This window comes from Bombilactobacillus thymidiniphilus (assembly GCF_023380245.1).
GTDB lineage: Bacteria > Bacillota > Bacilli > Lactobacillales > Lactobacillaceae > Bombilactobacillus > Bombilactobacillus thymidiniphilus.
Genome location: NZ_CP093365.1, coordinates 409,560 through 430,336 on the forward strand (window position 1 = coordinate 409,560; position 20,777 = coordinate 430,336).

Annotated in this window: 19 protein-coding genes; 6 read left to right on the forward strand and 13 right to left on the reverse strand. The window is 36.8% G+C overall.

What is annotated here, in order from left to right; translation table 11 throughout:
• The 3 genes from MOO47_RS02245 to pth are packed head-to-tail and all read right to left on the reverse strand — an operon-like array spanning position 1 to position 5,625.
• Complete coding sequence (locus MOO47_RS02245; RefSeq protein WP_249513209.1) at positions 1-1,539, reverse strand: polysaccharide biosynthesis protein; 1,539 nt, start codon at positions 1,537-1,539, stop codon at positions 1-3.
• Positions 1,536-5,054, reverse strand: a complete 3,519-nt coding sequence (gene mfd, locus MOO47_RS02250; protein ID WP_249513210.1) for a transcription-repair coupling factor — start codon at positions 5,052-5,054, stop codon at positions 1,536-1,538. Before mfd ends, MOO47_RS02245 begins: the two co-directional genes overlap by 4 nt.
• Before the next feature lie 13 nt (positions 5,055-5,067).
• The gene (gene pth / locus MOO47_RS02255) at positions 5,068-5,625 is read right to left on the reverse strand and encodes an aminoacyl-tRNA hydrolase (protein ID WP_249513211.1); all 558 of its coding nucleotides are present in this window, start codon (positions 5,623-5,625) and stop codon (positions 5,068-5,070) included.
• 131 nt (positions 5,626-5,756) lie between these two features.
• On the opposite strand from pth, the gene MOO47_RS02260 reads away from it, so the two are divergent.
• From MOO47_RS02260 to cbpA, 5 genes are all read left to right on the forward strand, one after another.
• The gene (locus MOO47_RS02260) at positions 5,757-6,434 is read left to right on the forward strand and encodes a nucleoside/nucleotide kinase family protein (RefSeq protein WP_249513212.1); all 678 of its coding nucleotides are present in this window, start codon (positions 5,757-5,759) and stop codon (positions 6,432-6,434) included.
• Positions 6,421-7,623: a bifunctional phosphopantothenoylcysteine decarboxylase/phosphopantothenate--cysteine ligase CoaBC gene (gene coaBC / locus MOO47_RS02265; RefSeq protein WP_249513213.1), complete on the forward strand. Its 1,203-nt coding sequence runs from the start codon at positions 6,421-6,423 to the stop codon at positions 7,621-7,623. The genes MOO47_RS02260 and coaBC overlap by 14 nt, the downstream gene beginning before the upstream one ends.
• Positions 7,624-7,732: 109 nt before the next feature.
• On the forward strand, positions 7,733-8,701 hold the full coding sequence (locus MOO47_RS02270) for an L-lactate dehydrogenase (protein ID WP_249513214.1): 969 nt from the start codon (positions 7,733-7,735) through the stop codon (positions 8,699-8,701).
• Positions 8,702-8,791: 90 nt separating this feature from the next.
• Entirely contained in the window at positions 8,792-8,935 is a 144-nt protein-coding gene (locus MOO47_RS02275; protein WP_249513215.1) for a hypothetical protein, read from the forward strand.
• Positions 8,936-8,950: 15 nt separating this feature from the next.
• Positions 8,951-9,607, forward strand: coding sequence for a cyclic di-AMP binding protein CbpA (gene cbpA / locus MOO47_RS02280; RefSeq protein WP_249513216.1), 657 nt, complete (start codon positions 8,951-8,953; stop codon positions 9,605-9,607).
• 65 nt (positions 9,608-9,672) lie between these two features.
• Here the strand turns inward: cbpA and MOO47_RS02285 are convergent, their stop codons facing one another.
• The 5 genes from MOO47_RS02285 to MOO47_RS02305 all read right to left on the reverse strand — a co-directional run bounded on the left by MOO47_RS02285 (position 9,673) and on the right by MOO47_RS02305 (position 14,761).
• Positions 9,673-10,017: a type II toxin-antitoxin system PemK/MazF family toxin gene (locus MOO47_RS02285; RefSeq protein WP_317617093.1), complete on the reverse strand. Its 345-nt coding sequence runs from the start codon at positions 10,015-10,017 to the stop codon at positions 9,673-9,675.
• A gap of 207 nt (positions 10,018-10,224) precedes the next feature.
• Positions 10,225-11,334, reverse strand: a complete 1,110-nt coding sequence (gene alr, locus MOO47_RS02290; protein ID WP_249513217.1) for an alanine racemase — start codon at positions 11,332-11,334, stop codon at positions 10,225-10,227.
• Between the two features lie 5 nt (positions 11,335-11,339).
• Positions 11,340-11,699 (reverse strand): holo-ACP synthase, encoded by a 360-nt coding sequence (gene acpS / locus MOO47_RS02295; protein ID WP_249513218.1) that lies wholly within the window; start codon positions 11,697-11,699, stop codon positions 11,340-11,342.
• Positions 11,700-11,764: 65 nt separating this feature from the next.
• The gene (locus MOO47_RS02300; RefSeq protein ID WP_249513219.1) at positions 11,765-13,234 is read right to left on the reverse strand and encodes a DEAD/DEAH box helicase; all 1,470 of its coding nucleotides are present in this window, start codon (positions 13,232-13,234) and stop codon (positions 11,765-11,767) included.
• Between the two features lie 171 nt (positions 13,235-13,405).
• Complete coding sequence (locus MOO47_RS02305; protein WP_249513220.1) at positions 13,406-14,761, reverse strand: UDP-N-acetylmuramoyl-tripeptide--D-alanyl-D-alanine ligase; 1,356 nt, start codon at positions 14,759-14,761, stop codon at positions 13,406-13,408.
• An 86-nt stretch (positions 14,762-14,847) separates the two neighbouring features.
• Here MOO47_RS02305 and MOO47_RS02310 point away from each other — a divergent pair, with 86 nt between their 5' ends.
• Positions 14,848-16,050 carry an MFS transporter gene (locus MOO47_RS02310; protein ID WP_249513221.1) on the forward strand — a complete coding sequence of 401 codons (1,203 nt, stop codon included), beginning with the start codon at positions 14,848-14,850 and terminating at the stop codon, positions 16,048-16,050.
• Between the two features lie 43 nt (positions 16,051-16,093).
• Here the strand turns inward: MOO47_RS02310 and MOO47_RS02315 are convergent, their stop codons facing one another.
• From MOO47_RS02315 to MOO47_RS02335, 5 genes are all read right to left on the reverse strand, one after another.
• The gene (locus tag MOO47_RS02315) at positions 16,094-16,342 is read right to left on the reverse strand and encodes a type B 50S ribosomal protein L31 (RefSeq protein WP_249513222.1); all 249 of its coding nucleotides are present in this window, start codon (positions 16,340-16,342) and stop codon (positions 16,094-16,096) included.
• 103 nt (positions 16,343-16,445) lie between these two features.
• Positions 16,446-17,714 carry a UDP-N-acetylglucosamine 1-carboxyvinyltransferase gene (locus MOO47_RS02320; protein ID WP_249513223.1) on the reverse strand — a complete coding sequence of 423 codons (1,269 nt, stop codon included), beginning with the start codon at positions 17,712-17,714 and terminating at the stop codon, positions 16,446-16,448.
• Between the two features lie 180 nt (positions 17,715-17,894).
• Positions 17,895-19,508, reverse strand: coding sequence for a CTP synthase (locus MOO47_RS02325; RefSeq protein WP_249513224.1), 1,614 nt, complete (start codon positions 19,506-19,508; stop codon positions 17,895-17,897).
• 145 nt (positions 19,509-19,653) lie between these two features.
• A complete protein-coding gene (gene rpoE, locus MOO47_RS02330) occupies positions 19,654-20,220 on the reverse strand; it encodes a DNA-directed RNA polymerase subunit delta (protein WP_396022049.1) in 567 nt (188 codons plus the stop codon).
• A gap of 47 nt (positions 20,221-20,267) precedes the next feature.
• Positions 20,268-20,708, reverse strand: a complete 441-nt coding sequence (locus MOO47_RS02335) for a DUF1934 domain-containing protein (protein WP_249513225.1) — start codon at positions 20,706-20,708, stop codon at positions 20,268-20,270.
• Between the last annotated feature and the right edge of the window lie 69 nt (positions 20,709-20,777).

The following is a 20,777-nucleotide window of genomic DNA, read 5'->3' on the forward strand; positions in this document are numbered from 1 at the left end:
TTACTTTCCACCTAACTTTTTATGAATTAATTGATAACCCGGCATTAAACGCCATTCACTTGTTGTATATAAATGCCAATGATAACTATAAAATAGCACAACTAAAACGCCTAAAACAACTCCTACTAATACTTCTACACCTGAAATAAAGCGCGTCAATGGAAATACTAGTAAGCTGATTAAACTAAACATTCCTACAACAAGACCCATCAAACCACAAATTACCAGTAATTTTAATAAAAAATTATGCTCTGTCAAAGCTTTTTGTAAAACTGGACCAGAATTCCAATAAATTCCCACAGCCAAAACAGTACTAGCTAATAAAGTTGCCCAGCTAGCACCTGAAATACTTAGCACTGGTATAAACATTAAATTACCTAACCACTTAACAAATAAGGCAATAATCAGCACCAACCAATTTCTTTTTTGCAAATGCTGGGCTTGCATAATCGTGTTCATAATCGTCGCATAGGAAATGAAGGCTACTGCTAACACATAAACCGCCAGCGCTAAGCTTTGTGCCTTATCCTTAAATAATAATGTATTAATTTGGGGCATTAAAACAGCCAGCCCGACTGCACAAGCCGTCGCTAACGATGCTGCAATATGCAACGTCTTATTAATTATGACTAACTGGGATTTATTTTTGTGATCACTGATTTGTGGCAACAAAGTGGTAGCAAATGAAACTGCAACCACGATTCCCAGTTGTGCCAGTGGCTGCCCGCGATCATAAACTCCCTTAATCAACTCAGCATGAGCTGTTACTTTGCGCAATGACTTCAATAAAGTAAAAGAATCAATCATTTGAAATAAAATCAATAAACTGCCAAATAGGCTTAACAACAATCCTTCATTCAAAAAACGACGCAATAAAACACCCAGTGAAGTCCGTATTCGACTGACTTGTTGCAAACATAAGTGTGGCAAAAAAAGGCCAAGTACTGCTAACGCAGCAAAACAACCAAATACAGAACCGGCATGTGCCCATGCCCCCATATTATAAATTGACAAAATGCCATATTTGAACGAAAACGCTGCAACCACAATAATTACAACGCGCACTATTTGTTCAACAACTTGTGATAAAGCCGTTGGCAACATTTTTAAAGTGCCTTGAAAACTCCCACGCAACAAAGCTTCAATGGGTGCTAATAAATAAAACATTGTTAAAGACCGAATTAAAGGGATTAATTTATCGTCTCCCATTAATCTAGCAATTGTCGGAGCCATTTCATATAATGATACACTACTAATGACACCTAAAATCACTACCAAAATAGCCAATTGCTTAAAATTACTCCGCTGTCGCTCCGTATTTTCAGCAATGATCTGTGAAATAAACAGCGGAACACCCGTTAGAGCAATTGCATTGCAAATACCGTATAATGGATAAACTTGTTGATACACAAAAAAGCCTCGGTCACCTACAATATTTTGCAAGGGAACGCGGTACAAAGCACTGAGTATTTTAGTAATTAAAGCTGAGACAGATAAAATCCAAGTACTTTGCCATAGCCAGGCCTTAGTTGCTTTCATGATATAGAATCTTCCTTGGTTTGGGCTTGTTCAGCCAATTTAGTTAATAATTGTTGCAATTGCTCTAGATAATCTGTTGTATTTTTGGTATCTAACTTGATAACAAATTGCTGTTGCATATTATTGACTTGTGCTTTCATAGAAACCAAGCTCAAATCAGCAAAAATCAACTCACCATTCAAATATTGATTAGCCATTTTAGTAAAAGTAATTATGATATCTTTATCTTGTTGTTCAATTTTTTGGATAAATGCTTGATCTGCTAATACTTTGAGCAACGTCAACATAATTAACTTGGCGACCGTTGGTGGATATTTGCCGAAACGTTCTACCATCTCGTGTTGTAAAGCGGTGACTTGCTCAGTATTACGTGCCTCTCGTAAACGCTTATACATCTCAATTTTTTGGCGCTCATCACTAATATATTCGCTAGGGATATAAGCTTCAATTGTAAATTTTAATTCAGCTTCTGATTGTTGTACCTTACGTTGCCCTTGCTGCTTGGCAACTGCTTCATTTAGCATTTGCGTGTACAAATCATATCCCACTGAATCAATAAAACCATGTTGTTGCTGTCCCAATAGATTCCCTGCCCCACGAATCGACAAATCTCGCATAGCAACCTTAAATCCTGAGCCCAGCTCTGTGAAATTTTTGATTGCTTCTAAACGTTTTTCACCAACTTCTGTTAAAGTTTTGTCTTGTTGATACATAAAATATGCATAAGCAATTCTACTAGAGCGCCCTACACGTCCTCTTAATTGATAAAGCTGAGACAAACCATAATGATCAGCATTTTCCACAATCAACGTATTGGCATTAGCAATATCAACACCAGTTTCAATAATAGTCGTGGCCACTAAAACATCATATTCACCATTCAAAAAATCTGTCATGACATTTTCTAATTGCGTTTGCGTCATTTGCCCATTAGCAATCCCTACACGAACTTCTGGCAATAAACTTTCTAATAAGCTAACGACTTGTTCCATATCTTCCACACGATTATGCAAATAAAAAACTTGCCCACCACGTTGCATTTCACGCTCAATCGCACTTTTGATGACATCATAGTTTTGTTCAATTACAAAAGTTTGGATCGGATAACGATTAGGTGGCGGAGTTTCAATAACTGATAAATCCCGCACGCCCATCATCGACATATTCAAAGTACGCGGGATCGGCGTTGCAGTCATTGATAACACATCAATTTGTGATTTTAGCTGTTTTAAAAGTTCCTTATGTTTAACACCAAAACGCTGTTCTTCATCTATTATCAATAAGCCTAAATTAGCAAATTTAATATCCTTAGACAGTAAACGATGTGTTCCAACGACAATATCAATAGTGCCGTTAGCTAACCCTGCTTTAGTTTCATTTTTTTGCTTAGTAGTTTGAAAGCGAGACATCATTGCTATTTTCACGGGAAAACCACTAAAACGTTCTAACATAGTTTGATAATGCTGCTGTGCTAAGATCGTGGTAGGCACTAAAAAAGCCACTTGCTTATTATTATTTACCGCTTTAAAAGCTGCTCGCAAAGCGACTTCGGTTTTACCAAATCCTACATCGCCGACTAATAAACGCTCCATTGGGTGTGGGCGCTGCATGTCTTGCTTAACTTCTTTAATACTACGCAATTGATCTGGAGTTTCTATATAAGGAAACTGCTCATCAAACTTTGTTTCTAATTCATCTTCAGGAGCAAAAGAAAAACCGGGTTCAGCTTGTCTTTTGGCATATAGTTTAACTAAATCATTAGCAATATTTTCAACACTTTTTTGAACTTTTTGCTTAGTTTTATGCCATTCTGTGCCCCCAAGTTTATTAAGACGTGGTGCTTTGCCCTCAGCAGAAACATACTTTTGCACCATGTTTAATTGCGTTACCGGAATAAACAAATTGCCATCATCACGGTATTCAATTGTCATATAATCTTGGTGTTTACCGTCAACTTCTAAAGTTTGGATACCCAAAAACTTACCAATACCATGGTTCACATGGACAACATAATCGCCAGATTTCAGGTCGGTATAACTTTTTAAGCGTTCAGCATTACTCAAATTAGCTCGTCGTCGTTTCAAATGTGCCCGCTTATTGAACAACTCTTTCTCAGTAATAATAACCAATTTATCATCAGGAAAATCAATTCCCGTTTGCAACCCACCTGCAGCTAACTGAACAGTGCCTTTTTGCAATTGGTCAATTGTTGTTTTCTTTACAGCAATTTCAAAATCTGCCAAAGTTTGCTGCATTTTTTGTAAACGATTTGAATCACTAATTAATAAGACAACAGTATAATCTTGTTTTTGCCAACGTTCTAATTCCGTTTTCAATAATGGCAAGTTACTAAAAAATTGTTGCACACTACGACTGTTGACCGTCAGTAATTGCTGCAATTTAATCCGACCTAAGCCTCGCTGAAAAAGTGACAAATAAATTTGCGCCTGCTTAATCTTACCCTTAATTTGCTCCAATGGTGTATTTATGACTTGATTAGGCAACAACTTACCTTGCTCTAATTGTGTTTCTAACCAGGCACTATTTTCTTTGAAATTAGTTTGTTCTTGAGTTCGCAAACGCTCATAATCATCAAAAACAATTGTACCTGTAGAAGGCAAATAATCCGCCAAATTAGCAGTAAAATCAGGTAACCATTTTGTATACCAACCTAAATGATCTAATCGCTGGCCTTGTAATAATTGATCAATATCAGGTTGCAAATGATCTTGCAAGTTTTTAATAACTTGGGGATCTTTAACTTGAGAAATATTTTTTTGCAAAGCCAATTGCAGCTTTTGACCTGCTGTCTGCAATTGTTTAGTAGACAACAAATACTCACTGGCAGGCATAATAGTTACCTGGGGTAACGTTTTTTGTACACGCTGTGTTTGCGGATCAAATTGACTAATCTTTTCAATCTCATCACCGAAAAATTCAATTCGTACGGCTTGATCAGCTATTAAATCATAAAAATCAAAAATATCTCCACGCACAGCAAATTCACCAGACTGAGCTACTAAACTGTCTCGTCGATAACCTAAAGCGACCAGATGATTTGTCAATTCAGCTAAACTAAATTCTTGCCCTACTTCTAAATTAATCATTCTTGTAACAAAATTGTGCGGCGTTGGCAATAAATGTTGCCAACCGGCTACTGAAGTAACAACAATACCAGGTTGCTGTGTGGTTAAAAAATTCAAAGTTTGCAAACGCTGTCTTCGTTCTTCTGGCGAACTTATTGCCAATTGAGTGGCTAAATTGGCTTCAACAGTAAAATTTTGCACTTGCTCTTCTGGCAGTAATTGACGCAAATCTTCCACTAATTGTTGCGCATGATAACCATCTGCTAATACTACTAAAATCGGTTGTTGCGTTTGTTGTAACAAATCAGTCAAAAACAAAGTTTTGGCTGATCCGTTTAATCCTATTAATAATTGCCGTGAACTAAGACGCAAATTAGTAATAAAATTATGCAGTGCGTGATTTTGTTTTAAAAAATCAATTAATTGCAAGTACGATTCACCTCTAATTAAAATCGTTCATTGTTTGAGAAAAGTCATCGTGCTCAAGCCAATTTTCAACAGCCTTGACTGCTTGTTCAATACCTAAGAAAGCTTGGGTTTTCAATTCTCCTTTAAAGGGTGTTAATACCCAATCAACCACTGTAGCTTGTTTGGGGTGACCGATGCCAATCTTGACACGTTTAAATTGTTGAGTGCCGACAGCAGAAATAATACTTTTAATACCATTATGTCCACCTGCCGATCCTTGCGCTCGCAGACGAATTTTCCCTACAGGCAAATCCAAATCATCTTGAATAACGATAATTTCTTCAGGCTGGATTTGATAATAATCCATTAACATACGCACAGCCCTACCTGAATCATTCATAAAAGTTAATGGTTTCACTAAATAAATAGTTTCACCTTGATACTTAAAGCGGATATCCAATGCAGAAAATTCATTTTTATTCAATTCTACATTATAGTGATCCGCCAACTGATCAATGGCTAAAAAACCCATATTGTGTTTAGTTTGATCGTACTGCTTACCTGGATTACCCAGACCAAATATTGCTTTCATTAAATTATCCTACCTATTTTATGTTTAACGATTATATCATATCGAAGATATGGAACCAGCTATTGTATTTTGGAGCTAATTTGATTAGGCTTAAACCAAATAGTTTAAGGATAATTCCGATGTGTAAACAAATGCTTTTAAAACAATTAAAGACCTATTTTCAACAGTCCCTAAAAAAAACGATGCCTTTTATCATCGGTATAACGGGCAATGTTGCCGTTGGCAAGAGTACTTTTGCTTACCAATTGCAAAAGTATCTGCAGCAAAACTTTGAACAAGCGAAAATCAACATTATTAGTACAGACTACTTTTTATATCCTAATAATATATTACGGCAAAAAAAGCTTTTTGATCGTAAAGGTTTTCCCGAAACTTATAATTATTCTTTGCTGGAGAAATTTTGGCAAAAAATTCAACAAGGCCAAAGTGTTTCTTTACCTACTTATAATCATGCGCAAAAAGATCTTGATTTTCAAGTCACAACAACTATCAATCAACCAGATATTTTGATTATTGAAGGATTATTAGCACTGACACCGCCTTTTGATCGCTACAATAATTATAATATTTTTCTAATAGCAGAATTGGAGCAAAATTTTAATTGGTACTTGCAACGTGCTCACAAAACATACGGTTCCAATTATCAACAACAATTACCTCATATCAAAGCTGCTTGGCAACACATCAATCTACCTAATTATCAAGCTAATGTTCTTCCCCGTTCACAAACAGCTGATTGTCACATAACTTTTGACGAGCAACATCATATTATTAATTGCAAAGTGAGAGAAAAAAATGCTCAAAAATAAAAACATTACTCTTTACGTAACTGGCAGTGTAGCCAGTTACAAAGCCTTATTTTTAACGCGTTTATTGGTCAAAGCACATGCTAATGTTCAAGTTGTCATGACTAATGCGGCACAAAAATTTGTAACACCGCTCAGTTTTCAAGTTATTTCCAAAAGCCAAGTCTTTACTGACACTTTCAATTTAGCCGATCCCACCAAAATTGATCATGTCAACATCGCTCAAAAAACAGATTTAGCTGTTATGGTGCCGGCAAGTGCCAATTCAATTGGTAAAATTGCAAATGGTCTTGCTGATGATTGCACTAGTTTAACTTGGCTAACCACTGAAGCTCCTAAATTAATAGTGCCAGCTATGAATGATCAAATGTGGCATGCAAAAACAGTGCAACGTAATTTGCACACTCTAAAAATTGATGGTGTGCATATTTTATCACCAAAAACTGGTTTTTTGGCCGAAGGTTATCAAGGTATAGGACGCTTACCAGAGCCCGAAGATATTGTTGCCATGATTGATAGCTTATTGCCACAAGATCAAGTTTTGAAAGGCAAAAAAGTGCTAGTAACTGCCGGTGGAACTAGCGAAGCGCTTGATCCAGTACGATCCATAACCAATGCCTCTTCAGGTAAAATGGGCTTGGCTATTGCGCAAGCTTTTCAACAACATGGTGCCCAAGTAACTTTGATTACGACTAAGCCTAACTTAGCGTCGGTGCATGATATTGAATTAATTCCTGTTACCACAGCTCAACAAATGCAGACAGCGGTGTTGCAACATTTCCCCCACAATAACGTCTTAATCATGGCAGCAGCGGTTGCTGATTTTGGACCACAAGTTACTGCAACCAATAAAATCAAAAAAAATCCACAATCGGATTCGTGGTCTTTAACTCTAACCAAAACACCAGATATTTTGCAAGCCGTAGCAAAAATTAAGCAAAAATCACAAATTACTATCGGTTTTGCAGCTGAAACGCAAAATTTAATTGCCAATGCAACTCAAAAATTAACTGCCAAAAAATTAGATTTAATTGTCGCTAATGATGTCTCCCAGTCACAAATTGGCTTTAATACTGACGATAATCAAGTAACTTTTATTAGACCACAGCAAAAAAACTGGCAAACCCCGGTAACTTCTAAGCAAAACATCGCCCAATTAATTGTGCGACAAGTGCTCGACTTGCTCCAATAAGTATAGTTATGAAGATATTGTGAAATTAGTAATAAACTCTTTGTGGAAATGAAGTTCCATGTTAAAATTCATTAGTGAATATTTTATCAAGCAAAGGGGCTTAGTCTTTATGACAAGTATTACAAACAAAAATCATACTAAAGTTATTTTAGTAGGTGATGGTGCTGTTGGTTCGTCTTTTGCTTACGCCATGGCGTTACAAGGCACCGCTAATGAATTAGGCATTGTTGATATTGCCAAAGACAAAACGACCGGTGATGCTTTAGATATTGCCGATGCAACTCCGTACACCTATCCTAAAGCTGTTTATTCAGCTGATTATAATGATACTAAAGATGCTGATATTGTAGTTATCACAGCAGGCGCACCACAAAAACCAGGTGAAACGCGGCTGGACTTAGTTAATAAAAACTTAAATATTTTGAAATCAATTGTTGAACCAATTGTCGCTGCAGGTTTTAACGGTATCTTTGTTGTTGCTGCTAACCCAGTAGATATTTTAACTTATGGTACTTTGAAGTTATCTGGTTTTCCTAAAGAACGTGTTATTGGTTCAGGAACTTCCTTAGATTCGGCACGTTTACGCAAATTTGTCGCTCAAGAATTACAAGTTGATCCGCGCTCAATTCATGGCTATATGCTTGGTGAACACGGTGATAGCGAGTTTGCAGCTTGGTCACATACTACGATCGGTGGATTAACAATCGCTGAACTACAACAATCTCATCCGCAGTTAACTAATGATAAATTAGTAGAAATCAACGAACGCGTCGTCAAAGCAGCCTACGAAATCATTAACTTAAAAGGTGCAACTTTTTACGGTGTCGGTACTGCATTGGCACGAATTTGTAAAGCATTACTCAGCGATGAAAATACCGTTTTGCCATTATCCGTCTATATGGAAGGGCAGTATGGCTTGAACGATCTTTATATTGGTTCTCCAGCAGTAGTTAACCGTAACGGTGTGCGCGAAATTTTAGAAGTGCCACTCTCTTCAGAAGAACAGCATAAAATGCAGCAATCCGCAGCACAATTGAAGCATATTGCTAATGAAGGCTTTGAAGCTGTTGGCATTTAATAATTAATTTAGCAAAAGACAGTTTAGCTGACTGTCTTTTTTTGTACTATGCTAAAATATAGTTAGCGATCATTTCTAGGAGGTGTCTTTATGCAAAAATTTATGATCCTTTTATTAGTTCTTTGTTTGATTTCTGTCGGCGCAGGCATTCTATTGGAAAGCTGGTGGCTGGGAATTGTGCCTTTATTTGTTGCTTTATGGCCGGCGGCATACTTTGGATCCAGTGATTATTAGGAGAAAGGTAATATAATGTTAATTAAATCCTTGGTTTTAAAAAAACAATTTCTAACAACGGTGCAAGAATCTGTTACGTTAGGTGAAGCATTAACTATTCTTGAAGATACTGGATTTAGATGTGTTCCTATTTTAGATAGTACAGGCACAATTTTCCGCGGTAACATTTATAAGATGCACATTTACCGTCATAAATCACGGGGCGGTGATATGAATTTGCCAGTTACTTATCTGCTGAAAAATGCCACTAAAACTATTCCGATCAATGCGCCGTTTTTTAAAGTTTTTTTCAATATCAAAGACTTACCTTACATTGCTGTTTTAGACGAAAATAATCATTTCTACGGTATTTTAACGCATACTAAATTGCTAAATATGCTATCAGAAGCTTGGAACATTGATACCGGAAGTTACGTTTTGACAGTAATTTCTTCTGGGCAAAGTGGCGAGTTGGCAGCGATGTCTGAAATCATTTCCCGTGAAGTAGTAATTGCTGGTTGTTTAACCTTAGATGCTAAGAAAACTGCTTTAGTCCGTCGCAATTTATTTACCTTGCAATCTGGTGTTACCAAAAAACAATTAAAAAAGATCATCAAAAATCTTGAAGAACATAATTTCCATGTTTCTGAAGTCGACGATTTGCAAAATGGTGTTATTTTGAACGAGTTTTAAAAGTTTTAAATAAAAAATGCGCTCTCCATAAAAGTTATGGAAAGCGCATTTTTAGTTTTAATTTTTTAAATATGCAAACTAATCCCCAACGCCTTATCAACTGCTGCCATCTTTTCATCAGACAAAGTTGTTACCTTTTCTTGTAAACGTTGCTTATCAATAGTCCTAATTTGTTCAGTCAAAATAACAGAATTCTTATTGACGCCCTCTTCTTTAGTTATCCCTACGTGAGTAGGCATTTTAGGTTTCTCCATGCGTCCAGTTATCGCCGCAACAATCGTTGTCGGGCTATAACGATTCCCCACATTATTTTGAATAATTAAGACGGGGCGCATGCCCCCCTGCTCCGATCCGATAACTGGTGATAAATCAGCATAAAAAACATCACCGCGTTTAATTGAAATAGCCACTGTTTTGCCTATCTACTTCCTATTAACAAATTAAAAAAGCTATTAAGCTTTTGGTAAGTGCAACGTTATAAACTTAAGTATATTGATTAAACTGGATCAAACACGTAAAAAAGTAAAATAAAACCAGCTTAAGATTACCCATAAAGTATCCTACCATACTTGTCTACAAAAATTCAATAAAGCAACTATCAAACACACCATCATCTTTTAATTAATATAAGTTCGAGGTATTCGATCAGATAAGTTACAAGTTATTTCATAATTGATTGTTTTACTATAATTAGCAACATCCGTAGCACTAATTGATAAATCAGCTTGTGTTCCAATCAAAACAACTGGTGTTCCCACAGGAACCATATGCCCAACACTGACCATCAACTGATCCATACAAATCCGACCAACAATTGGACACAACTCATCATCTATTATTATTTTACTACCGCTCAGCCGGCGAAGCCATCCATCTGCATAACCAATTGGAATTGTAGCAATAATTTCATCAGAACTAGTTGTATAAGTGGCTCCATAACCAACCTTTTGACCAGCTGGTAGTTGCTTAATGTAAGACACTTCACTAGTTAAACTCAAGGCCGGATGCAGTGAATATGGTAATTCTTTCATAACTGTGCCAGAGGGATTGAGTCCATATAAACTAATTCCTAAACGAATCACATTACTAGTAACATCTTGATGCCATAAAGCAGTTGCTGAATTGGCACAATGTACATATTGAAAAGTAGTTCGAACATCACAAATCAATTCACGAAATTTGCGTTCCTGTGAATTAAAATACGTAACATCTGGTTCATCAGCGGTCGCAAAATGAGTAAAAATGCCTTCAGCAACTAAATTTGTTTCCTGTAACAAAAACTCGGTAGCAGCTATAACTTCTAAGCGATCGCGAATTCCTAGCCGATTCATGCCACTATCAATCGCCAGATGGATTTTTAAAGGTTGCTGCAAGTTATTCACAGCCTCTTCTAGCCACGCTAAAGAAGCTGCTGTTAACGATATATCATTCTCAGCAGCTAACTGTACATCTTGCACAGAAGTTATCCCCAACACCAAAATAGGTTCCTGAAGTCCATTTTGACGTAATTCTAGTGCCTCATCTAAAGTCGCTACACAAAAGCCATCTACCTGCAACTCATGCAAGACTTTAGCTACAGCAACAGCACCATGTCCATAGGCATTAGCTTTTACCACCGCAAAAATATATTTATCCGATGTCAGTTGTTGGCGCTCATGTAAAAAATTATTACGAATTGCCTGCCGATCAATGATTGCACGCGTTGGTCGATGAATGGCTGGTTGCATAAGTTTTAACCTTCTTTTTCCAAAATAACTTCTGTCATAACATAACATTTCGTGTGTGAAATGGAAACAAGTACTCGTCCAGAATAAAGGGTTTGATAAATTTTAGGTTGACCACTAGTGCTATCTAAAATACTTAAATCTAAGAAGCTAACTTGACTGCCAATACCGGTTCCCAAGGCTTTACTAAAAGCTTCCTTAGCAGAAAAACGCCCCGCTAAAAATTCTTTTTGCCGTTGCTTTTTTAAACTAGCAAAGACCATTAATTCATCTTTAGTTAAAACTTTTTCCTTAAAACGGGGGGTTTTTTGATTCGCCTGCCAAATTCGTTCAATTTCAGCAATATCAACACCTAAACCTTCAATCATAGCTGCCTCTTTTTCCAATTAAAAAAGTTGAAAGAAAGCCAAACTTTCCTCCAACAATTTTAGTTTTATTTATTATTACGGATTGTATAATTACGATCACGTTTATTACGATGACCATGATTATTATTGCTGTTGCCACGATAATTACCGTTAGATCGTGAACGACCACCGCGACGGTTATTGTCCCGACGACGATTACCACCATTATAACGGCGTGCAGCCAATGGACGTTCCGGCGTTATTTTAACTGGAATATCTTCGGAATCCTTCGTCAAATTCTTCAATAGAACAGCTACTAAAGTCGTTGCATCATATTGTTCCAATAAATCTTGCGCAGCATCATTCAGCTTAGCTAATCTATCATTCTTAACCTGTAAAGCAATTTGCTCTTTAGCAGTTTCTAATTGTCCAGCCAAAGCTTGCTCATCAGTCGGTGGTTTGAGTGGCAACATGCGCACTTTGGTTAATTGTTCAATACTGCGTAAATAACTCATTTCATTGGGCGAAACAAAAGTTACTGACACACCAGAACGACCTGCACGACCCGTTCTACCAATTCGATGCACATAACTATCAGGATCTTGAGGAATATCATAGTTATAAACATGACTCACACCGGAAATATCTAAGCCCCGGGCTGCTACATCAGTTGCTACTAAATAGTCTAATTTACCTGCTTTAAATTGGCGTAACACACTCATCCGCTTTTGTTGGGATAAATCACCGTGAATACCTTCAGCATTATAACCACGTGCTTTCAAGCCTCGTGTTAATTCATCAACTCGCCGTTTAGTACGGCCAAAAATCAAAGCTAATTCTGGTTTTTGGACGTCAAACAACCGCGTCATAATATTAAATTTCTCAAAATCTTTGGAGCGAATCATATATTGTTCAATTTTATCAGCTGTCAGTTCTTTAGACTTAATTTGAACAATTTTGGGATCTTGCATGAACCGCTCAGCAATATTCATAATCGGTTTAGGCATTGTTGCCGAATACAACAAGGTTTGATGTTTAGTTTGGACATTTTTCAAAATGTTTTCAATGTCATCTACAAAGCCCATATCTAACATTTCATCAGCTTCATCCAAAACAACTGTACGCACATTTTCTAACTTCAAAGTGTGGCGCTTGATATGGTCCAATAAACGTCCCGGAGTTCCCACAACAATTTGTGGATGATTTTGTAAAGCTTTGATCTGTCGGCGAATATCAGAGCCACCGTAAACAGCTTGGACAGAAACATGTTTATTCTTGCCTAAACGGTGTAATTCTTCTTGTGTTTGCACAGCCAATTCACGCGTTGGGGAAATGACCAAAGCTTGCACGAAAGGTGCATGTACGTCAACTTCTTGCAATAAAGGTAAACCAAAAGAAGCAGTTTTACCAGTTCCAGTTTGAGCTTGACCAATAACATCAACACCTGATAAAACTAACGGAATTGTTTGTGCCTGAATCGGCGTTGCCTCAGTAAAGCCAGCATTCGTAATAGCTGTCAATATATCTTGATCTAAATTAAGTTCACTAAATTTCAAAAAATAATCCTCCTAGAATTGTGAAAGTTAACCACAAAACAGGAATAGATTATTCTTCGTCCTACTGTCTTGTAATCATTATTATTGTTTTCATAAACTTTCACTAGCTATCCAGTTTACCACGTTTTCAAAATAAGATAAAGCTTTTTAAACACATAAGTATGCAAAATACTAATTTTGTAATGCTTGAACAACTTTATCAAGATGCAAACCGTTACTAGCTTTCAATAAAACAACATCGTTCCTTTGTAAATCAGCTTTGAGCGCCGCAATTAATTGTGCTTGTTGATCAGCTCTATAATAATGAGTTGGCAAAGTGAGTTGCTTTTGCAAATTTTTCATTAAATCGCCTAATAAATAAACTTCCGCAATCGATTTTTCAGAAATCGCTTGTACAATAGAAGCATGCAGTTGGGGAGCTTGCTCGCCTAACTCCAGCATGTCACCCAAAACTAAGATCCGTCGGCCTTTAGTCGGGACTTTACTAAAATTATTAATTACATCAATCATCGCCGTTGGATTAGCATTGTAAACATCACTTAACAGCTGTGCGCCATTGCTAGCTTTTAACCACTGTGTTCGATTCTTGGTAGGCTGAAAAACAGCCAATGCCGATTGCATCTGTTCCATCGACACTTGAAATTGTCTTCCCACTAGCAAAGCTGCCAACGCATTATCCACATTATAATCGCCCATTAAAGGTATAAAAAATTGCAGATCAGGCGCCGCATTAATTTTAAAGGTCGTATGGTCAGGATAAGTTTGCACATTATGTGCCCACAAATCACAACTTTCTTGTAATCCGAAAGTAAATTTCTTCTGTCTTACTTTTTGAGAACGTTGTTCTAGCAAAGGTTCATCACCGTTATAAATGAAGACACCTTGTTCTTTCAAACTATGCACGATTTCCATTTTAGCATCTGCAATTTTGGCACGTGTTCCAAAAAATTCAATATGTGCTTCGCCGATCATAGTAATCACAGCAACATCGGGTTGTGCCAAAGCCGACAATGCTAATAATTGCCCTGGTCGATCCATTCCCATTTCAACTACTAAAATTTGTGTGTCACTACTCATACTCAAAATAGTTAGTGGTACACCTAATTCATTATTAAAATTATCTTGCGTTTTAACTACCCGATATTTGCTAGCTAAAACTGCTGCAACCATATCTTTTGTGGTCGTTTTACCGTTGCTGCCTGTGATAGCCACAACTTTTGGATTAACTTGCTTTAAATAAGCTTTACTTAATTGCTGCAAGGCATCCAGGGTATCGTCAACTATTAAATAATTACCTACTAAATCAGCCGGTAAAGAATGATCTTTTTGCCAAAGTGTTGCTTGGGCACCATTTTTAAAAGCTGCATTCACAAAATCATGTCCATCACGTTGGGCAACCAAAGGTACAAATAAAGATCCAGCTTCAATTTTACGACTATCAAAAGTGATATTCGTAATTTGCGGATTACTTTGACCATTCCAAGGTAATTGGAGCATATCTGCAATTTGGCTTAATTTTAACTTCATAATTAACCTCTTAAATTTATTTAATTTTGACAAACTATGGTTAGCCATAGTGCTATAATATTTTTTTGTAAATGGAAGTGAAATTAATGGAAACAGAAAATCACTATTGGCAACGCAACATGTACATTTTGACCTTTGGCAATTTTATTGCTGGTATTGGTTTTAGTATGGTTACGCCCTTTTTATCTTTATATATTACCACGTTGATGCACAACAATAACACACCAACATTACATGTAGCATTATGGACAGGAATTGCTACATCGATTACTTATTTGATCTCAGCGATCATTTCACCTTTATGGGGTAAATTAGCTGATCGGCAAGGTCGAAAGTTAATTATTTTGCGAGCTTCTTTAGGAATGGCTATTGTGATTGGATGTATGTCAATTGTTAGTAATGTTTATGAATTGGTAATTTTGCGTGGTTTGCAAGGAATCTTTTCTGGTTACATAAGTAATTCGAACACCTTAATTGCAACTACTGCGCCATCTAATAAAGTTGGTAAAGCTCTAGGCACTTTAACCACAGGAACGGTTTCCGGTAATTTATTAGGACCCTTACTAGGCGGTATTTTGTCACAATTATGGGGCTTTCGCATTCCTTTCTTAATTACTGGTCTACTGTTATTAACCGCATTTTTTCTATGTTTGTTCTTTGTCAAAGAAGAGTTCACACCGGTACCTAAAAGTGCCGAGTTATCTTTCAAACAAGTTTATCACCAGCTTACAGCACCTAAAATCATCATTGGCATGTGCTTAACAACATTTTTAATCCAAACTGCGAATAATTCGATCAATCCAATTATCAGTCTATATGTCAAACAATTGATGCCCCATTCTAGTAAAGTGGCTTTAATTAGTGGCATCGTGACTGCAATGCCTGGCATTTCTTCAGCTTTATTAGCTTCCAAATTAGGAGCTCTAGGTGATCATATCGGTACTAAACGTGTTTTGATTGCTGGTTTAGTTTTTGCTACTTTGATTTATATTCCACAGGCTTTTGTAACCAATGTCTGGCAATTGATGTTCTTGCGTTTTCTTGTTGGTATTTCTAACGCCGCTTTATTGCCTCAAGTACAAACAATTTTAGCTAAAGAAAGTCCTGCTAAAATTTCTGGACGTATCTTTGGCTATAATCAGAGCTTCATGTATAGTGGTAATTTTGCTGGACCACTGCTAGGAGCCTGCTTATCAGGTGCATTTGGTTACGCTTTTGTATTCTTATCCACAGCTTTGTTAGAATTTGTCAATATCATTATTGTTCAAAAAACTAGTCGAACTAAGTAGTAATTTTATACAATAAAAAAACGCCTCATTAAGAGGCGTTTTTTTATTGTTCTGATAAACCATATTTCTTGTTGAAACGATCGATTCGACCATCTGCTTGTGTAAACTTTTGTTTGCCAGTATAAAAGGGATGGGAATCGGATGTAATTTCCATCCGAATCAATGGGTACTCTTTACCTTCATAATCAACAGTTTCACTAGAATTAACAGTTGAACCAGCTAAAAATTTCTTACCGGTTGCAGAATCCATGAATACAACTTCATGATAATCTGGATGAATTCCTTTTTTCATAATTGACACTCCTCTGCCCTAAATCATTTGCTGAATTAGAGATTATATTACCAACAGTACAAAATGTTAGCACGATTAAGCTAAACTTGCAACCAAGTTTAACTTAAATCAACTCTGTCCCATTATACGTAACATCCGCTTTTAAGTTGGTTAATTTCTCAATAACTCGGTCATAACCGCGCATAATATTCTCTGCTTGATGAATCACTGTTGTACCTTCTGCCATTAACGCTGCTACCATTAATGCCGCACCACCGCGAATCTCTTCAGCATTAACTTCCGCACCAATCAATTTATCCGTGTGATTAACTTGAATAGTGCCATCAATCACCTTAATACTGGCGCCCATCTTAATCAATTCTGGAATATGCCGCGTTCTCTTAGGATAAATAGTATCGACAATCGTACTGCAACTATCTGCCAACAACATTAAAGGAGTTAATGGTTGCTGCAGATCAGTAGCAAATCCTGGATAAGGACTAGTCTTGACCTTAACGCCCGACAATTGACTGTTAGGATACACAAAAATACTATCTTCTCTTACATCTAAATTAACACCTAACTCTTGTAACTTAGCCAAAAAAGCATCTAGATGCTCAGCAATAATATTTTGTACTAAAACGCCATCACCAACAGCGGCTGCCAAAGAAAGATACGTACCAGCTTCAATACGATCAGGAATTATTGTATGCGCATTAGTCGCTTTTAAAGAAGCCACGCCTATAATGCGAATCGTCTGTGTTCCAGCACCGCGAATCTTGGCACCCATATTATTCAAAAAAGTTGCTAGATCAATGATTTCCGGTTCTTTGGCAGCATTTTCGATGATCGTAACACCCTTAGCGCGCACTGCTGCCAAAATAATATTAATCGTGGCACCAACCGACACCATATCCAAAAAAATACGCGCACCATGCAATCCATTAGGTGCTTCAATGACAATAGAATTTTTATTTTCAGAAACTACAGCACCTAAGGCTTTAAAACCTTTAATATGTTGATCAATTGGTCGCGGACCAATATCGTCACCACCTGGAAAACCCACGACCGCTTTACCAAAACGACCTAATAAAGAACCCATAAAATAATATGATGCTCGCAGACTAGTTACTTTGCCGTGGGGAAGCGGTGTTAAATGAATATTAGTCGGATCAATTTTTAAAACATCTTTTTGAAAATCAGACGCCACCCCCATATCGTGAAGCATGTCCATCAAATTATAAACATCTTTAATTTTAGGGACACTGTCCAAAGTGACAGGTGTATCCGACAAAATGGTAGCGGGAATGATCGCCACAGTGCTATTTTTTGCGCCACCGATTGTGACAGATCCAGAAAGTCTTTTCCCCCCGTTAATAACCATCTTCGCCATATTACTCTCAGCCCTTCTTCAACTAGTTATTTATATAAGCCACTAACTTATTTAAATCATATTGAATTATATATTTTAAATTTTTATCTAAAAATTAATCAAAAATAATAACATATCCTTATTATTGGAACAAAACTCACTATAAAATAATAATACAAAAACTAGTTAAAGTACACCCTATTAAATACCTATTTCCGTTAAGCCACTTGCTTGCGCAATAAATTCTTTAAAAATTGGTTCAGGTCGATCAGGACGGGACAAAAATTCTGGATGATATTGCACACCAACAAAAAATTTATTTTCAGGAACTTCGACAATTTCTACTAAACGATTATCAGGTGAAACGCCAGAAAATACTAAGCCACTATTAGTTAACAACTCACGATAATCATTGTTGAATTCATAACGATGACGGTGACGCTCTTGAATCACACTTTGTTCACCATAAGCATGACTAGCCACGCTATCTTTTTTTAATTTACAAGGATAAAGACCCAAGCGCAAAGTACCGCCACGATTTTCAACATCTTTTTGATCAGCCATCAAGTCAATCACTTTATCAACAGCCAATTCATCAACCTCACCTGTTGTAGCGTCTTTAATACCAGCAGCATTGCGCGCATATTCAACGCAAGCCATTTGCATACCTAGACAAATTCCTAAATATGGCACATCGTTTTCCCGCGCATATTTAGCAGTCTGGATCATACCTTCTAACCCACGTGTCCCAAAACCACCAGGAATAATAATGCCATCAACATCAGCGAAGATCTCTTGCACATTATCAGCTGTAATACTTTCAGCACTAATCCGTTTGACTTTGATATCAGAGTTAAACGTATAACCAGCATGCTTTAAAGCCTCATCAACAGAAATATAAGCATCTTTTAATTCAATATATTTACCAACTAAAGCAATTGTGGTTTGATGTTGCAGATTCAAAACTCGTTGTTCAATCCGTTGCCATTCAGTCATATCGGCACCAGGGACGTCTAATTGTAATTTGTCACAAACAATCTGATCCATGCTTTGTTTTTGTAAATTCAATGGAATGGAATACAATGTGGGAACATCTAACGACTCGATTACCGCTTCTGGTGACACATCACAAAATGATGCAATTTTATTACGCATTTCCTGGGAAATAGGTTTTTCAGTTCGAACAACCAAAATATTAGGCTGGATCCCAACTCCACGCAATTCTTTGACACTATGCTGTGTGGGTTTAGTCTTCATTTCGTCAGCAGCTCGTAAATAAGGCACTAAAGTAGTGTGAATATAGACCACATTTTCTGAACCAACTTCAGCCTTCATCTGTCTTAAAGCTTCCAAATAAGGCAAAGATTCGATATCACCGACTGTTCCACCAACCTCGGTAATAACCACATCAGAATCAGTAGTAGTTGCTGCACGCATAATTTTTTCTTTAATCATATTCGTAACATGAGGGATAACTTGCACGGTAGCACCATTATAATCGCCTTTACGTTCTTTACGTAAAATTTCTGAATATAGTTTACCTGTTGTCACATTAGAATATTTATTCAGATCATTATCAATGAAACGTTCATAATGTCCTAAATCTAGATCCGTTTCAGCACCATCATCAGTAACAAAAACTTCACCATGCTGATAAGGGCTCATAGTTCCAGGATCAACATTAATATAGGGATCAAATTTCTGTAAAGTTACCTTGAGTCCCCGATTTTTCAACAGTCTTCCTAAAGATGCTGCTACGATTCCCTTACCCAGCGAAGAAACAACCCCACCTGTTACAAAGATATATTTAGTCATGTTTTTCTCCTCTGTCATTTTATATTGGGGAATTAATTAAACTTAAAAAAGACCTCCCCTTCCATAGAACGGAGAAGCCTTCAACGCACACTAAAGCGCCCAGACGATATTTTATAAGGATTGGGCTTAATTGTCAAACAATAAATTATTCTTCATCGTCATCAGCAGAAAATTCGCTTAAATCACCTTCAAGCCCATCTGCCAAATTATTATTACTACCTAAATTATCATCATCATCATTGCCAAAAGTTATATCTTGTTGAGCAAATTGTGACAAATCAGGAACATGATCATCACTTAGATCATCATCGTCACTGCTAGAAGAAGTATCATCATCATAATCAATGACATCATCATCTTCTTCATCATCCAAGAAAGCATTAACCCGTTTAATTTTAGGAATATGACTCTCATCCGAGTCTTCAGGATGGTTCACTTCTTCATCAACTGAGTCGTAAGGATACCAGGTACGCAACCCCCAAACATTCTCACCTAAAGAAATAAAACCACCATCACTATTTAAATCTGTATAAAATTGCGGCAAGCGCTCACGAATTTCACTATCACTTGTATCCATAAATTGTTGAATTGCGTTCACAATATCAGCAAAAGATAAAGCGGATCCCTTTTGTTCTAAGATTGCGTGTGCTACTTCGATCATTGATAAATCTTTCTTGTCTTCGCCGTCGAATTGTTTGAGTTCTACAGTCAACCACGTACACGTCCTTTCAACAGTCTAATAACAATAGTACCGATTACTCAACTAAAAATCAATTGTAACTTGTAATCTCCAATTAAATTATCACCCGAATGTAAAGAATAATCTAGATCAATTTGCCCAGAAAAGGGAGCTTTGGCTACTAAAACGTTTAGTTTTTTAGTACGTGAAACTAATTTCAGGGCACCAAAAGCCGTTTGATAATCAAAATTTTGTTCTGCTAATTGATTAAAAACCATATTAGTTGTCAAATTATTACCAACTTTACGTTTAATAGAAATTTGATTGTCAGAATCAATTTTAACAATAACCTTCACATTTTCATTTTCCTGTTCTGCAGGCGCTTCTTGATAACGAATATACAACTTGTCGCCTAAGCGTACGACTTCACCAGCCTGGTCGACATGGTAATTATTGATCTCGCCATCCTGCACAACTTGCGTCTTCAAATGGACTTGCACGTTTTGGGCATTTCGTTCCATAGTAACCCCACCTCAGATTTTGTTTTATAATACATTTATTATAGTATATTTAAGAAATATTGAGGGATA

Excerpts from the sequence above, each read along its gene's own strand:
- MOO47_RS02320 (WP_249513223.1), bottom strand. The coding sequence starts at position 17,714 with ATGGCGAAGATGGTTATTAACGGGGGGAAAAGACTTTCTGGATCTGTC.
- pth (WP_249513211.1), bottom strand. The coding sequence starts at position 5,625 with ATGAAAGCAATATTTGGTCTGGGTAATCCAGGTAAGCAGTACGATCAA.
- MOO47_RS02335 (WP_249513225.1), bottom strand. The coding sequence starts at position 20,708 with ATGGAACGAAATGCCCAAAACGTGCAAGTCCATTTGAAGACGCAAGTT.
- MOO47_RS02260 (WP_249513212.1), top strand. The coding sequence starts at position 5,757 with ATGCTTTTAAAACAATTAAAGACCTATTTTCAACAGTCCCTAAAAAAA.
- MOO47_RS02325 (WP_249513224.1), bottom strand. The coding sequence starts at position 19,508 with ATGACTAAATATATCTTTGTAACAGGTGGGGTTGTTTCTTCGCTGGGT.
- MOO47_RS02245 (WP_249513209.1), bottom strand. The coding sequence starts at position 1,539 with ATGAAAGCAACTAAGGCCTGGCTATGGCAAAGTACTTGGATTTTATCT.
- acpS (WP_249513218.1), bottom strand. The coding sequence starts at position 11,699 with ATGATTGAAGGTTTAGGTGTTGATATTGCTGAAATTGAACGAATTTGG.
- cbpA (WP_249513216.1), top strand. The coding sequence starts at position 8,951 with ATGTTAATTAAATCCTTGGTTTTAAAAAAACAATTTCTAACAACGGTG.
- coaBC (WP_249513213.1), top strand. The coding sequence starts at position 6,421 with ATGCTCAAAAATAAAAACATTACTCTTTACGTAACTGGCAGTGTAGCC.
- MOO47_RS02275 (WP_249513215.1), top strand. The coding sequence starts at position 8,792 with ATGCAAAAATTTATGATCCTTTTATTAGTTCTTTGTTTGATTTCTGTC.
- alr (WP_249513217.1), bottom strand. The coding sequence starts at position 11,334 with ATGCAACCAGCCATTCATCGACCAACGCGTGCAATCATTGATCGGCAG.
- MOO47_RS02310 (WP_249513221.1), top strand. The coding sequence starts at position 14,848 with ATGGAAACAGAAAATCACTATTGGCAACGCAACATGTACATTTTGACC.
- MOO47_RS02315 (WP_249513222.1), bottom strand. The coding sequence starts at position 16,342 with ATGAAAAAAGGAATTCATCCAGATTATCATGAAGTTGTATTCATGGAT.
- MOO47_RS02305 (WP_249513220.1), bottom strand. The coding sequence starts at position 14,761 with ATGAAGTTAAAATTAAGCCAAATTGCAGATATGCTCCAATTACCTTGG.
- MOO47_RS02270 (WP_249513214.1), top strand. The coding sequence starts at position 7,733 with ATGACAAGTATTACAAACAAAAATCATACTAAAGTTATTTTAGTAGGT.